A 12,784-nucleotide genomic window follows, 5' to 3' on the forward strand; every position below is an offset into this window, starting at 1 on the left:
ACACATCCAACCGATCAATGCAAGCTCTTTTTTCAACTTCTTTTTCGAGCCAGGCGTTGATGTTTCGCGGCCAGAAATAGAATATATCACGGATAGAGATTCATTACAAGCATTATTTTATAACCAACATCTTAGAATGATATTAGCCGCGAATGGACAGAATAACCGAATATCTAAACGTAAGCTCTGGAAGCCTCAAGCCTACGTTATCTAACCTTCTAGGGGGATTGTTATGGACACTCATGAATTCGTGGAGAAGTTCCAGGAGAATCAGCGTAAAGCGCTAAAGAACAGAAACCGCGGTAAAGGAACTCCAGGCGCAAGACTGGCCAATAAGCAGCATAGCTCTAACAAATAACGGCGACAAAACAAAGCAGGGATGTCTGCACGGCCAGTTACGGCTCTGCGGACATCCCTTTTGCATTCTATTCTATAGAAGCAGTTGTAATTATTTGCTCAGTTTCGTTACACCTACAGCCACTTTCTCGATTTGTGCTTTGCTGAGTGATTTGTCAGCGGAGCTGATGGTTACAAAACGGTCTGCCAGCTTGAAGGTCAGCATCGGCATATCCGAAGGGGTGTACCATTTCGCTTCTGTTCCATTGGAGAGCTTCACTGTACTGCTGTCATAACCATCGGAATAGTCACGCGGCGAGACAGTTACACGCATTTTATTGAACAGGAAGCTTACGCCGTCATCACCGCCCGCAACCTTCTGGAAGGCATCTCCGCTGACCATCTGTGTAGGGGCATAGGCTGTCTCAAAGCCCTCGAAGTTGGCAAACGCCTTAGTAATCTGCTCCTTCTGCGCCGCACTGTATTGTACCGCCGTCAGCTTCACAGCTGAACCATTATCCGGCGTTGTGGCCCCTGTTCCAGTTCCAAGGATAACCTCATTCGTGGATGGATTAAATGTAACCGGCACCTTAAGTGCATCTGCCATCGCCCGGACCGGAAGATACGTTGTATCCTTATAGGTGATTGGCGCCATTGTTTTGCCGTTGTTATCGACCGGGGTATAGGCCGCTCCGTTAACTTTGAACCCGATGCCGTGGTTAAGATAGGCGCTGATCTTCTGCATGTTCGTTCCTGCGTAGACCCCTGCTGAACCTGTAACGGCCATTCCGAATACCATCGTTGCTATGATCATTTTTTTGCTTTTCATTGAATATCGTCTCCCTTAGCCTGTGATGTTAGTGTGTTCCTTGCTATGAATTCATTAAACCATTAACTTGTTTCTAACTTGTATCCGGATTGTAAAGAAGTAACTCAAACGCTCACCCCATAGACCTCTGTGTATAAAATATCTCTGAATCGGCGGAACTCCTTCATCGTCACCGGCTCCGGGTAGGTCATAATGCGCAGCGGAAGATCGGCTTGCCCCGCACGCAGCGGCGGCTGCAGGTAGTCATAGGGATTCAGGTAAAAGCCCAACCGCTCGTAAAATCCGATTCTTCTCTGCTCCAGTTCCCCGTCCGGCGGCTCTACCTCAAGCAGCACCGGCTTGTCCGAACGCATAAGGTAGCTGCTCATCAGCTTGCGGCCGATCCCTCCGCTCCGGCGCTTGGGATTCACGGCAATATGCTCGATGAACCGCAGTTCGGGTAATTCCCATGCCGCCAGAAAAGCCAGTATCTGCCCCTCCGTATCCTTGCTGGTACACAGATGATAATTCGGCTGATCCAGCAGAGCCTGCTGCCCGCTGCGGGTTCTAAGCTCACTTACCGGAAAAGAGGCTTCCATGATAGCGAATATTTCATTGAATTCTGCTTCACTAATACTTCCTTCATTAATAAATGTCTCATCAATAAATGTCTCATCGATCACTGTATTCTCGTCCATTGCAATGGCCTGCTTTCTGCCGCTCCGCTGTGTGAAGGGCTCTAATGTATGGTTCCCTTATCCGGTTAAAAATACCTTAAGGGATTCTGTACTCACCAAGATGCTTCAAAATAAAGACTGTCACAGAACATTCTCCGCTTCCCTATGCGCCGATTAGCATCTGGTACTAGGAGAACGTGCTATACTGTAGTCAACAGATACATCATCACACTTATATAGGAGAGGTTCATTTGGATAATCAACGTTGGATCGCACCTGAATTCTACAATCTGACTTCGGAAATGGAGCAGCATCCTGAAGATAAGATTGCAATTAAATGGTTACATGAAAATGGGAGCCTGGAGCAAATCACCTATGGTGCGCTCATGTCTCAGGCTAACCGTCTCGCAGGCGGCCTGGCCGGTCTCGGACTTACCCAAGGCGACCGGGTCCTGGTCATGGTCCCCCGCCGCATCATCGCCTATGCGATATATCTGGCCTGCCTGAAGCTGGGACTGGCTGTTATTCCTTCGTCTGAAATGCTGCGGGCGAAGGATCTCTCGTACCGGCTGCGCCATTCCGAAGCGCGGGCCGTTATTGTCTGGTCTGAGGTTACCGGAGAAGTGAACAAAATCTCCGATGATCTGCCCGCACTGGACTACCGCTTGTCCGTCTCCAGCGGTGAGGCTGAGCCTGAAGAAGGCTGGATCGACCTGGAGGGTCTAATGGAAGGACAAGCTGATTCTTATACTACGGTTGCCAGCCGCCGCGATGATATCGCCATTCTGGCCTATACCTCCGGAACCACCGGCAACCCCAAAGCAGTAGTTCACACGCATGGCTGGGGATATGCCCATCTGCGGATCACTTCCTCCCTCTGGTTCGATATTCGTGAATCAGATACGGTCTGGGCTACAGCCGCACCGGGCTGGCAGAAGTGGATCTGGAGTCCGTTCCTGACGGTACTCGGCAACGGGGCCACTGGCTTCGTCTATAACGGAGCCTTCCATCCGGAGCGCTACCTGCAGTTGCTGCAAGATGAGAAAATCCAGGTATTATGCTGCACACCGACAGAATACCGCCTGATGGCGAAGACTGAAGGTCTGGCAGAATACGATCTGTCCAATCTGCGCTGCGCTGTGTCTGCCGGTGAACCGCTGAATCAGGAAGTGATTCATACCTTCCAGCAACACTTCAATATTACAATTCGTGACGGCTATGGACAAACAGAGAGCACACTCATCATCGCAGCGCTGAAGGATGAACCGATCCGGGTCGGCTCCATGGGCAAATCGATTGCTCCGGGCATTGTCGAGGTGATCGACGAGGACGGACATCCGCTGCCGGCCGGAGTGGTTGGCGATATCGCCGTACATCTGAGCATGCCTGCATTGTTCCAGAACTACTACAAAGATCCTGAGCGCAAAGCGAACTGCTCGCATGGGGAGTATTTTGTAACCGGCGACCGGGCGCGCAAGGATGAGGACGGCTATTTCTGGTTCGAAGGGCGCGGAGATGACATCATCATCAGCTCGGGCTACACGATCGGACCCTTCGAGGTCGAAGAGGCGCTGATGAAGCATACCCTCGTTAAGGAATGCGCCGTAGTCGCAAGCCCGGATGAGATCCGCGGGTCAGTCGTCAAGGCTTTTATCGTACTCAAGGACGGCCATGCCGGAACACCTGAGCTGACCAAAGAGCTGCAAGCACATGTGAAGGAGCAGACCGCTCCCTACAAGTATCCGCGTAAAATCGAATACATTACGGATCTGCCGAAGACTACCTCCGGAAAGATCCGCAGAATCGAGCTGCGTGAGCAGGAAAAGCGCGCTAATCTGTAGCAAAAGCTGCTTTGTACAGGGAGTACTGCAAATCTGGCAGCTCCCCGCCAGCCGAAATTATAAAATCCCCGTTCCTACAGTGATGCAGGACGGGGATTTTTGTTTTTGGACGCCTAAGCGTGCAGTGCATACCTTACTCGGACCAATACTCCGCATCTGGATTGAGCGCTGCGCCTACTTCGCCTTCTTTTACCAGATCGCAGTCCAGGTAGCCTTCCTCATCCAGGAAATAGACCTCCTGCTTATAGAATTCACACAGCGTCTCCAGGAACTTCGCCGGTGAATCGTACATCACCACCAGATCTCCGTAGTCGTGCAGCAGATCGCAGATCCGTTCCACGCCTTCTTCAGAGCGGTAGTAGCAGATATAATCACTTCCATAGTTCGTCAGCAGCGGCAACACGATTCCACCGCCGGTATATCCCTTTTCCTGCAGAATCCCTGACAGTATCTTCACTTCATGGCCGTATTCCCCGATATGAATCAGCCGGTAGCCCGGAATGAACTCCAGCAGACTGGGATCTTCCTCGGCGCCGCCCGTTCCAAGAACCGTATCATAGACCGCACGCAGAAGCGCAGGTACTTCGGGTGTAAACTCTAATATCGCATCACTGCCCCCCGCCTGAGCTTTCCCCAGACTGGCGGTGTACCCGGGACGCAACTGCGTGGACAGCTTAAGGAATTCCTGAAATGTACCGGTAAGCATGTAATCATCCTTTCTCACAAAAATATAGCGGAGCAATAAGGAACGCCCCTATCTCTCCGCTTGGTGCTGCCATGCTAAATTGCTATGTTATTTGAGATTGGTTACTTGGCAGCCGAGGCCCACATCTTCTCCAGCCACTGATCGAAATCCGCGCCCTTCTCGCCTTCATAGGCATCGTAGACATCAACCCGCATTTTCTTCAGCTTCTCTTTGAACTCTTCGTAAGTATGGTCCTTGGGCAGACTCTTCTTAATCCGCAGAATGATCTTGGACACCCCTTTGAACAGTTCGGCTTTGTTCTTCGATGGAACCTTGACCTCTTCGCCAAAAGCAACCAGCTTGTTGTATGCGGCTTCTTGCACGGTATATACAGGATCGCTGATCATCAGCCGATTAAGGATATCGATAATTTGTTTGTGGTTGTAGCGGCCCAGCTCTTCTACCGCTTCAAGACGCGCTCTCCAGTCTGCGGAACGGCCGGCGGCCTTCTTCAGTTCGTCATAGTTCTCTGGCAGCTCTTGGATTACTTCTTCATTATTCAAGCGTTACAATCCCCTTCTTGGTTAAATCTAATATATAGAACGTTACCTAGTGCAATTCTACCGTACTGCGCTGCTTGATTTCAATCTTTTGTCCAAACATTCATGGAAAAAGACTTGGAGGACGGGTTTTGACTAACGCTAGCCGTATGCGTATAGTATGTACCAAATCATCCGCCAGCAGATAAAGGAGACCCACTATAGATGAAAGCCATTGCTATACATATGCCCGGCCCGCACGGGCATCTAACAGAAATTGACCTCCCCCTGCCTGTTCCGGGTGAGCATGAGGCGCTGATTGAGATGTATGCGACCTCGGTTCATCCTGCAGATTGCAGGATACTGGAAGAAGCACGGTTTGCCAGCGGGGAACGCCCTGCAGCCTGTCCGTTCATTCCAGGCGTTGTTGTAGCCGGAATCGTTGCGGACACTGGCGCAGGGGCGAGCCGCTTCAAGGCTGGCGACGAGGTATTCGGCCTGAAGCCCGCTGCCAAGAGCGGAGGTTACGCGGAATATACATTAGCCAAGGAGCATGAGCTTGCGCTTAAGCCCCCGGGGTTATCCTTCGCAACAGCCGGGGTGTTACCCGCTGCCGGACTTGCGGCCTGGCAGGCGTTGGCTGCCGCCAAGGTCGCAAGCCGGGACCGCGTGCTGGTGCAAGACGGTACAGGCGGAACCGGCAGCTTCGCGGTACAGCTGGCAAAGCTCCGGGGCGCCACGGTGATTACTACCGTTAGCAGTGAGGATGAGCTGGATGTTGCCTGGGGCCTAGGGGCCGATCAGGCGATTAACAGCAGCGGGCAGGATTTTGCCGCGATTCTGGGACAGAGCATCGATGTGGTGATCGATACCGCAGGAGGCAGTGTGCTAAGCAGAAGCTTCGCGGTACTGGCTCCGGGCGGAAGGCTGATCTCCACTGCTGAACAGCCTGATCCGGCCTTGGCAGCACAGCAAGGAGTTACAGCAGCTTATCTGACTCCGGCTGCCGATCCCTATCAGCTGAGCGAGCTGGCCCGGCTGACGGCCGGGTGGAAGCTGCAGCCGCTGATCGGCGGTGCTTTTCCACTTAGTGAAGAAGGGCTGCTCACTGCAGAGGCGCTTAGCGCAAGCGGGAAGGCGCGGGGTGTTATTGCTATTGTAATCAAATAATAGAGGGATAAAAGAGGAATATCCGGAGCATTAGCTGTAGCCGTGCGAGCGCATCTGACTATACTGTGCGCAACCTCATTTCCATCGGCCACAGCATATGATATTTTCCTCATAGAAGCTGCACAACGGATAATCTCAAATCAGGTAAGGGGCTGATTGACATTACAATGATCATTGTATTCACAGTACTGTTGCTTGCTGCAATCATAGTAAGTGTCAGGATCTTGCGAATCCGCCGCCAGTTGCAGGACCAGACGATTATTGTCTCGGACCGTCTTGCCAACTTCTATGGCCGCTCTACACTGGGTCAGGGACAAATCCGTGGTAATGGCTGGCTTGTTCTGTTGAAGGACGATCTGATATGGGAAATGTATCTGCCCGCCAGAAGCCTGGTCCTCCCGCTGAAATCTATCCTGAGTGTTGATACAGCCGCTGCACATCTCGGCAAAACCGGGAAGGCCGGTCAGCCACTGTTAAGAATTACATACACAGACGGAGAACAGGAGGAATGCGCCGCTTGGAAAGTAGATCAAACTCAGCAGTGGGTTAGTTCGATCAACGAGAGACGCAAGCAGGTTCATTGAAGCTCAAGCGGAAAAGATCCTCCCTCAATTCACTTGAAAGTTATGTACCAGCACAACCAGCAGTACAGCCACCATGATACCGGGCAGCAGGTTAGCTACCTTGATCTTGGTGATCCCGAGCAGGTTCAGCCCAATTCCGATAATCATCACCCCGCCTGTAGCGGTCATCTCTGCAATACAGTCGCTCAGCAGCGCATCAGGCACAAACCGGGTAATCTGCGCAGCCAGTAAAGCGATGGCTCCTTGATACAGAACAACAGGAATGGCCGAGAACATCACACCGATGCCCAGCGTTGAAGTCAGAATCATGGCAATGAAGCCGTCCATAATGGATTTGGCGTAGAGAATTTCATGATTGCCTTTGATGCCGCTGTCCAGCGCGCCCAGAATAGCCATGGCCCCTACGACAAACACCAGGCTTGCTGTGACAAAGCCCAGCGAGATACTTCCCCGGTTGCCCGCACCTACTCTGCGTTCCAGCCAATCGCCCGCACGGGTGAATTTGTCTTCAATGTTGATCCACTCTCCGGCCACAGCACCGATCACTAAACTTAGAATGACGATGAGGAAATTTCCGCTTTTCAGGCCCATCTGCACCCCCAGCAGCATAAGCGCCAGTCCAATCGCTTGCATCACAGTGTTCTTCATACTCTCCGGTATCCGCTCCAGCAGCTTACCCAGCAGAGTTCCGGCAATAATGGCTATTCCATTCACGATTGCTCCGAGCAGTACCATTCCTCAGCAACTCTCCCGTCAATTCTTTTCTCTCTTAATCTGCATTATAAGGGCAGCTGTCACTATGGAGTCAAGACTATTCTATGCCGGCAGGAATGACAAGCTCCGAGACGCACCCGGCGAAAAATTGACAAATTTCGGTTATCGATGGTACGCTCACTAATATCATTTTTAATAGAACAACTCAGGTAAGGAGCGTCTCGATGACTGACCGGATGATTCTTAATCAGGCAAGCTTAACCAAAGAAGTCACCCTTATTCTTGCTCTACTGAATTCCGGAAATCCAGATGAGACGGCGCGGAAGCATCCGCAGTTGTTCACAGAGGTGAACTGGGACTTATTCGTGGAACTGAACCGGCAGCACAGGGTGTATCCCTACCTTTATTCCAGGCTGAGCAAGATGGAGGAGAAGGTGGTCCCTTCTGACGTTCTGGAGCAGTTGAAATGGCAATACCGCAGGAATACGGTGCAGATGCTTCAGCTTAGCGGTGAAATGAGCAATATCGCAGGTCAGCTGGCCGAGCTGAATATCCGCTGTCTGTTCCTCAAAGGGCCGGTGCTTGGGCAGGAGCTGTACGGAGACCTGTCGCAGCGCACCTCCCGGGATCTCGACTTCCTGGTGCCGATTGAACAGCTGGAGGATGCCGAAACCTTGCTGATCCGGCTGGGCTATGAGAAGGAAGACAAGTTCGAGAGCCTGCTTGGCGACTGGAAATGGCGGGAGCATCATTCGACGTTCGTGCATCCTGTCAGCAACGTCAACCTGGAACTTCACTGGCGATTAGGACCGGGGCCTGCCAAAGAGCCCGCGTTCGACGACCTATGGCGTCATTCCCGGACCAGCAGCACCTTCGGCCAGAATGTCCGCTATCTGGGGCCGGAGGATCTGTTCATGTTCCTGGCTGTACACGGTGCCAGACATGCCTGGTCCCGGCTGAGATGGCTGCAGGACATCAAGATGCTGTTAATGGGACAGCAGCCGCCCGACTCCGCCAACCTGGTCCGCCTACTACAGCGCTATGATCACAACGCCATAGGAGGACAGACGCTGATTCTGGCCAGAGAGCTGCTGGAGACGCCGGTTGACCCGGCGCTGTCCCCGATGATGGACAACCCCAAGGCCCGCAGGCTGGCACAGGACATTCTGTTCTATCTCCCGCGCATCGTGAATTTGAATACCCCTCCGCTGGAGCCGGAGGTGGAGCAGCATTTCAACCGGTACCTTCCAAGCATTCTATCCACCCGAAGCCGGATGCTCCGCTCCGCCAGCTTCCTCTATCCCTATGCAGCGGATGCCAAGACCCTGCCGCTGCCGAAGCCGCTGCATTTCTTGTATTTCCCGCTGCGGCCTTTGCTGTGGAGCTGGCGGAAGGTGACGGGTGCGGAGAAGGAGATGTAGGCAGGGACAGCCATACCAAAAAGGCAAGTGCTGCGTTAGATTAGCAGCACTTGCCTTTTTACGGTTTCGGAGCCGGGTGGCGGTCAGCCAATGTAATCGGTTTTTCGATTACATTCGGGCCACACACCCACGCAGCACCGAATATGTTCGGTTTTTCGCCTACATTCGCGTTTTAGGTATACCCTTATCCAGCCTCTTCCTGCCCCTTCAATAGCCGGCTAAACATGCCGCCCTTCTCAGAAGCCAGACCGCTGTAGACTCCCTGCTGGATGACCCGGCCCTGGTCGATGACCAGAATCTGATCGGCTCCACGGATTGTGGACAGGCGGTGGGCAATGACGATGACGGTCACCGAAGCCTTAATCCGCTCCAGCGCCTCTTGAATCCGCTGCTCGTTCTCGGTGTCGAGCGCACTAGTCGCCTCATCAAGCACCAGAATCGACGGCTTGCGGATAATAGCGCGCGCCAGCACCAGACGCTGCCGCTCCCCGCCCGACAGGCGGACTCCCCGGTCGCCGAGCAGTGTATCCAGTCCGTCCGGCAGCCTGCGGACAAAGTCCGCCGAGGAAGCAAACTCCAGCGCCTCCCACAGCTCTGCTTCCTCTGCATCCGGCTTAATCATCATTAGATTATCTCGGATAGTAGCGTTGTACAGGAACGGGTCCTGCGCCACATACCCGATGGATCTGCGGTAGGACAGCAGCCGCTCCCCTGTGACCGGCTCACCGTCCGCCAGGATCTCCCCGTTCTCCGGCTGCATCAGTCCCATGAGCAGATCGACGAGTGTGCTTTTGCCGGCGCCTGAACGTCCGACAATCGCCGTCATCTGCCGGGCGGGAATCCGCACATTGACGTTCTGGATCGAATATTGCGGCTCGTCCGCATGATAACGGAAATCGACATTTCGGGCCTCCAGACCGCGCTCCAGTGTCATCGGCAGCACACGTGCTCCGCCTTGATCCGCTTCATGCTCGACAGCAGCCAGACATTCTTCCTGCAGCGATTGCAGTTGTTTGAAGGATGGCACTACTGAGGCCAGCTGCTCCAGCAGCGACTGTAGCGTCGAGAAGGTTGGCCACAGCCGGGTGAAGACGAGAATGACCAGCAGCAGATTCGGCCCCTGCACTTGCATGAACCGGAAGGACACGAAGATAAATACAGCAATCAGCAGCGTGGAGGACAGCTTATACAGGAGCTGGGAGTTAGAGCGCAGGCGTGTGTAGTCGAGCTGCTCCTGCTTGACCTCGCCGGTGAAGGCATGCAGCCAATCGAGGCGGGACTGCTCCAGATTATTGCTTTTGATGTCCTTGATTCCGTTCAGCTGATCGGTAATGCCGCCCAGATACGTCTTGCCCAGCTCTGTGCTGCGGCTGCCCAGCCTCTTCGCCTTACGGATGAACCGCCGGGAGAAGATGGACAGCAGCGCCGCGCAGACGAGAACCGCCAGTGTCATCTTGGGGGAGAGCCAGAAGGCAAAGGCAATCTGCACCAATGTGAACAACAGCGAAGTGAGCAACTGCAGGAAGCCGCTGATACCCGCCAGGACTCTGGCCAGCTCGGTGGTCATCATATTGATCAAATCGGAGGTACGCTTCTTCAGAAAAAAAGACCATTGCGCCCGCAGCAATGCGCCATAAACCTCAACCCGCAGCTGTCTGCCATAGGTCTGCTGAATCTCGACATTGCGGATTGCCACGAACCTTGCGATCAGATTCTGGCAGAGCACAATTAGAACGTAACTGCCCAGCACCAGCAGCAGTGCTGTGGATTGCGGCAGTTCACTGATGAATCCGAGCATGGGAAGATGGTAGCCAGCCGCAGCGCCGCCCAGCTGAATGCCGGCCATGCCAAGCATGGGAACCAGCAGCAGAATGGCAGAGCTCTCCAGCAGACCACTGATCACCATGCCAAACAGATTAAGATACAGCTTCACGCCCGACAACCGCTGAAGCTGCCGGACGTAGTAGATTATGGCTTGCATGGACCCACCTCGATTACTCGGCTTGTAACACCTTTGCGAACTTCTCCACCACCACGAAGCCCTGCATAGCGTCATCCCCGGACACATAATGGGCTCCGCTGCGCAGCCAGGCGTGGGCAATCATTTGTCCCTGCTTATCGCGGGCCACCCCCATATAGAGAGTACTCTCAATGCCCCGCTTCTCCAGCATCTTCAGGGCGGCTACCGCCCGGACCATACAGGTGCTTTTCCAGGGAGTATAGCGGCTCATCACCCGAATCGCCTTGGTAATCTGCTGGATGCGGCGAATATCGGAAGCTTTGGATAATGCGGGAGTCTCCAGGGATTTCACCCCAAGCTGCGGGGCTGTCCTGGCAAAGGGGAATAACAGCTGGATTCGGACCAGCATCAGCCGCCATAATGCCTCGGGAATCAGCGCAAGCAACGCCTTGTCATGCACCAGCAGAAGACGGAGCCGCCGGAGGGTCATCATGGTCCGCTTACGATGGAGACAAGATCCTCATTCAGCAGGTTCTGTACAAAATCAATGACATCCTGCTGCGCCAGCTCTGCCGGTACCTCAAAGATGTCCTGCATCTTCCCGGCAATCTGCCGAAGCGATACCGGTGAAGCCAATGCTTCCCAGATCACACCGCCGACTTCGCCGAGGTTGTAGTATTTGCCGTTTTTCACATTCAGCATGACCTTCTCGCCGTCCATGTCACTTGCGATATTGCCTTCCCGTTGAACCAGTACCGAATCCAGCGACAGCACTTCTGTAATATTCATATTCATAAGTTCATCTCCTTCACCTTGGGCATAATCGTCTCCATAATCTTTTCCGTCTGCTGCGGTGCACTGAAGCCCTGCTCAGGGCGGGTCAGCCGGTACATCGGCAGCCGGTTTACGAACGAGGCCAGCAGCCCGAAGTGCCATTCTCTGACACCCATCGGATCGACCAGCGCTTTTTGATAAGTATGATTGTATAAGGTATGAAGCCGGTCCAAGCCGCTTATCGCCTCTACGGCCACCTGCCCGTCCTGCACCACAGACAGTTCAAATATGCCGGCCAGCGGCAGCGGCTCACTCTGGAACCGGTCATGCACCGGTACGGCGAACTTGGTCTCCCGCTGAAACAGCGGACGGTACGCAGACGAATTCATTCCCAAATAGTCCAGGCTCTGCTGCCACAGCTTCTGCTGCGGATAACCTGGAACAGCTAATGGATGTCCATTATGCACCAACACGGGAATAACGTCGTCACTGACCAGGAGATGTCCCTGATCCATCAGATAGGAGGCAAGCGTGGATTTACCCGCACCTGAACGCCCCACCAGCGCATAGGCCTTATTGTCCAGCACAAGCGAGCTGCCATGCAGGGCCAATATGCCTTTTTGCATCAATACTACCCCCATACAGCTGCCCAGAATAAACAAGCGGATGCTATCCGGATCTGCGCCTGCTGCTGGAGAGACTGTAATCGTACTGCCGTTCTGTATAGAAAAAATAGCGGTACCCTTCACCATAAACATCACTTCATGCTCCGCGATACCCAGATTCGGCGTAATCTTCGATATCGCTTCCCAGCGCTCCGACAGACGGCCTTCAACTACCGACAGGCTCCCTATCCTACCCGGTTGATCCGTACGGGGAAGTTCTGGTAGCGCGAACTCACTGAGGATTTGTAGGCCAAAAGCCTTATAACCGTGGCATTGCACTGTGCCAGCCATACTGCTCACTCCATCTCAGTCAATTTCACCCGTTGTCTTGCGGATGACAAGTGGAAACGGCATTGCCTTCCTTTGAAAGGACGGTACCGTTTCGGAACATTACTTCGGATAAAGGGATAGCCCTGATCCCCCTCCAGCAAGCTAAGAGGGATTAGGGCTGAGCGGTAATGCAGGAAGACTAGGAGTGACTAACGATTTCATCTGGATCGGCTTGGAACGCATCGGCAATGGATACCCCTGGGCCAGCCATAGTCATTTTCACATCCAACACTTCCAATGCAGGCTTGCTGTATTCCTTTTTCATCATGTCACCCCCTTT

General features: G+C 53.5%; 15 protein-coding genes. 5 read left to right on the forward strand and 10 right to left on the reverse strand.

Annotated elements, in window-relative coordinates; all coding sequences use genetic code 11:
• Positions 1-232: 232 nt before the first annotated feature.
• Complete coding sequence (locus MKX42_RS29850; protein ID WP_076161612.1) at positions 233-358, forward strand: DUF4023 family protein; 126 nt, start codon at positions 233-235, stop codon at positions 356-358.
• Between the two features lie 90 nt (positions 359-448).
• Here the strand turns inward: MKX42_RS29850 and MKX42_RS29855 are convergent, their stop codons facing one another.
• Together MKX42_RS29855 and MKX42_RS29860 are read right to left on the reverse strand one after the other, a co-directional pair.
• Positions 449-1,165: a hypothetical protein gene (locus MKX42_RS29855; RefSeq protein WP_340756813.1), complete on the reverse strand. Its 717-nt coding sequence runs from the start codon at positions 1,163-1,165 to the stop codon at positions 449-451.
• Positions 1,166-1,269: 104 nt separating this feature from the next.
• On the reverse strand, positions 1,270-1,779 hold the full coding sequence (locus tag MKX42_RS29860) for a GNAT family N-acetyltransferase (RefSeq protein WP_445669398.1): 510 nt from the start codon (positions 1,777-1,779) through the stop codon (positions 1,270-1,272).
• 344 nt (positions 1,780-2,123) lie between these two features.
• On the opposite strand from MKX42_RS29860, the gene MKX42_RS29865 reads away from it, so the two are divergent.
• Complete coding sequence (locus MKX42_RS29865) at positions 2,124-3,662, forward strand: acyl-CoA synthetase (RefSeq protein ID WP_340757888.1); 1,539 nt, start codon at positions 2,124-2,126, stop codon at positions 3,660-3,662.
• 133 nt (positions 3,663-3,795) lie between these two features.
• Here MKX42_RS29865 and MKX42_RS29870 read toward each other — a convergent pair whose 3' ends face one another.
• Together MKX42_RS29870 and MKX42_RS29875 are read right to left on the reverse strand one after the other, a co-directional pair.
• On the reverse strand, positions 3,796-4,368 hold the full coding sequence (locus MKX42_RS29870; protein WP_340756818.1) for a hypothetical protein: 573 nt from the start codon (positions 4,366-4,368) through the stop codon (positions 3,796-3,798).
• Between the two features lie 101 nt (positions 4,369-4,469).
• Entirely contained in the window at positions 4,470-4,910 is a 441-nt protein-coding gene (locus tag MKX42_RS29875; RefSeq protein ID WP_340756820.1) for a HEAT repeat domain-containing protein, read from the reverse strand.
• Between the two features lie 201 nt (positions 4,911-5,111).
• On the opposite strand from MKX42_RS29875, the gene MKX42_RS29880 reads away from it, so the two are divergent.
• The gene (locus MKX42_RS29880) at positions 5,112-6,056 is read left to right on the forward strand and encodes an NADP-dependent oxidoreductase (RefSeq protein WP_340756822.1); all 945 of its coding nucleotides are present in this window, start codon (positions 5,112-5,114) and stop codon (positions 6,054-6,056) included.
• Positions 6,057-6,223: 167 nt separating this feature from the next.
• On the forward strand, positions 6,224-6,640 hold the full coding sequence (locus tag MKX42_RS29885; RefSeq protein ID WP_340756825.1) for a hypothetical protein: 417 nt from the start codon (positions 6,224-6,226) through the stop codon (positions 6,638-6,640).
• 24 nt (positions 6,641-6,664) lie between these two features.
• On the opposite strand, the gene MKX42_RS29890 is transcribed toward MKX42_RS29885, so the two are convergent.
• Positions 6,665-7,375, reverse strand: a complete 711-nt coding sequence (locus tag MKX42_RS29890) for a DUF554 domain-containing protein (RefSeq protein WP_340756827.1) — start codon at positions 7,373-7,375, stop codon at positions 6,665-6,667.
• A 203-nt stretch (positions 7,376-7,578) separates the two neighbouring features.
• Here MKX42_RS29890 and MKX42_RS29895 point away from each other — a divergent pair, with 203 nt between their 5' ends.
• Positions 7,579-8,775 carry a nucleotidyltransferase domain-containing protein gene (locus MKX42_RS29895; RefSeq protein WP_340756829.1) on the forward strand — a complete coding sequence of 399 codons (1,197 nt, stop codon included), beginning with the start codon at positions 7,579-7,581 and terminating at the stop codon, positions 8,773-8,775.
• A 184-nt stretch (positions 8,776-8,959) separates the two neighbouring features.
• Here the strand turns inward: MKX42_RS29895 and MKX42_RS29900 are convergent, their stop codons facing one another.
• The 5 genes from MKX42_RS29900 to MKX42_RS29920 all read right to left on the reverse strand — a co-directional run bounded on the left by MKX42_RS29900 (position 8,960) and on the right by MKX42_RS29920 (position 12,769).
• Positions 8,960-10,756, reverse strand: coding sequence for an ABC transporter ATP-binding protein (locus MKX42_RS29900; protein ID WP_340756832.1), 1,797 nt, complete (start codon positions 10,754-10,756; stop codon positions 8,960-8,962).
• A gap of 13 nt (positions 10,757-10,769) precedes the next feature.
• Complete coding sequence (locus MKX42_RS29905; protein WP_340756833.1) at positions 10,770-11,228, reverse strand: lasso peptide biosynthesis B2 protein; 459 nt, start codon at positions 11,226-11,228, stop codon at positions 10,770-10,772.
• A complete protein-coding gene (locus tag MKX42_RS29910) occupies positions 11,225-11,530 on the reverse strand; it encodes a lasso peptide biosynthesis PqqD family chaperone (protein ID WP_340756836.1) in 306 nt (101 codons plus the stop codon). Before MKX42_RS29910 ends, MKX42_RS29905 begins: the two co-directional genes overlap by 4 nt.
• Positions 11,527-12,465 (reverse strand): aldolase, encoded by a 939-nt coding sequence (locus MKX42_RS29915; RefSeq protein ID WP_340756838.1) that lies wholly within the window; start codon positions 12,463-12,465, stop codon positions 11,527-11,529. Before MKX42_RS29915 ends, MKX42_RS29910 begins: the two co-directional genes overlap by 4 nt.
• Positions 12,466-12,643: 178 nt before the next feature.
• Entirely contained in the window at positions 12,644-12,769 is a 126-nt protein-coding gene (locus MKX42_RS29920; protein ID WP_036694602.1) for a paeninodin family lasso peptide, read from the reverse strand.
• Positions 12,770-12,784 lie beyond the last annotated feature (15 nt).

Origin of the sequence: Paenibacillus sp. FSL R7-0204 (assembly GCF_038002225.1) — a bacterium.
Classification (GTDB): domain Bacteria; phylum Bacillota; class Bacilli; order Paenibacillales; family Paenibacillaceae; genus Paenibacillus_AQ.

What these genes read in the sequence shown, in the direction of transcription:
- MKX42_RS29900 (WP_340756832.1), bottom strand. Translation starts at nt 10,756, where the DNA reads ATGCAAGCCATAATCTACTACGTCCGGCAGCTTCAGCGGTTGTCGGGC.
- MKX42_RS29905 (WP_340756833.1), bottom strand. Translation starts at nt 11,228, where the DNA reads ATGATGACCCTCCGGCGGCTCCGTCTTCTGCTGGTGCATGACAAGGCG.
- MKX42_RS29870 (WP_340756818.1), bottom strand. Translation starts at nt 4,368, where the DNA reads ATGCTTACCGGTACATTTCAGGAATTCCTTAAGCTGTCCACGCAGTTG.
- MKX42_RS29915 (WP_340756838.1), bottom strand. Translation starts at nt 12,465, where the DNA reads ATGGCTGGCACAGTGCAATGCCACGGTTATAAGGCTTTTGGCCTACAA.
- MKX42_RS29850 (WP_076161612.1), top strand. Translation starts at nt 233, where the DNA reads ATGGACACTCATGAATTCGTGGAGAAGTTCCAGGAGAATCAGCGTAAA.
- MKX42_RS29890 (WP_340756827.1), bottom strand. Translation starts at nt 7,375, where the DNA reads ATGGTACTGCTCGGAGCAATCGTGAATGGAATAGCCATTATTGCCGGA.
- MKX42_RS29885 (WP_340756825.1), top strand. Translation starts at nt 6,224, where the DNA reads ATGATCATTGTATTCACAGTACTGTTGCTTGCTGCAATCATAGTAAGT.
- MKX42_RS29920 (WP_036694602.1), bottom strand. Translation starts at nt 12,769, where the DNA reads ATGAAAAAGGAATACAGCAAGCCTGCATTGGAAGTGTTGGATGTGAAA.
- MKX42_RS29895 (WP_340756829.1), top strand. Translation starts at nt 7,579, where the DNA reads ATGACTGACCGGATGATTCTTAATCAGGCAAGCTTAACCAAAGAAGTC.
- MKX42_RS29855 (WP_340756813.1), bottom strand. Translation starts at nt 1,165, where the DNA reads ATGAAAAGCAAAAAAATGATCATAGCAACGATGGTATTCGGAATGGCC.
- MKX42_RS29865 (WP_340757888.1), top strand. Translation starts at nt 2,124, where the DNA reads ATGGAGCAGCATCCTGAAGATAAGATTGCAATTAAATGGTTACATGAA.
- MKX42_RS29880 (WP_340756822.1), top strand. Translation starts at nt 5,112, where the DNA reads ATGAAAGCCATTGCTATACATATGCCCGGCCCGCACGGGCATCTAACA.
- MKX42_RS29910 (WP_340756836.1), bottom strand. Translation starts at nt 11,530, where the DNA reads ATGAATATGAATATTACAGAAGTGCTGTCGCTGGATTCGGTACTGGTT.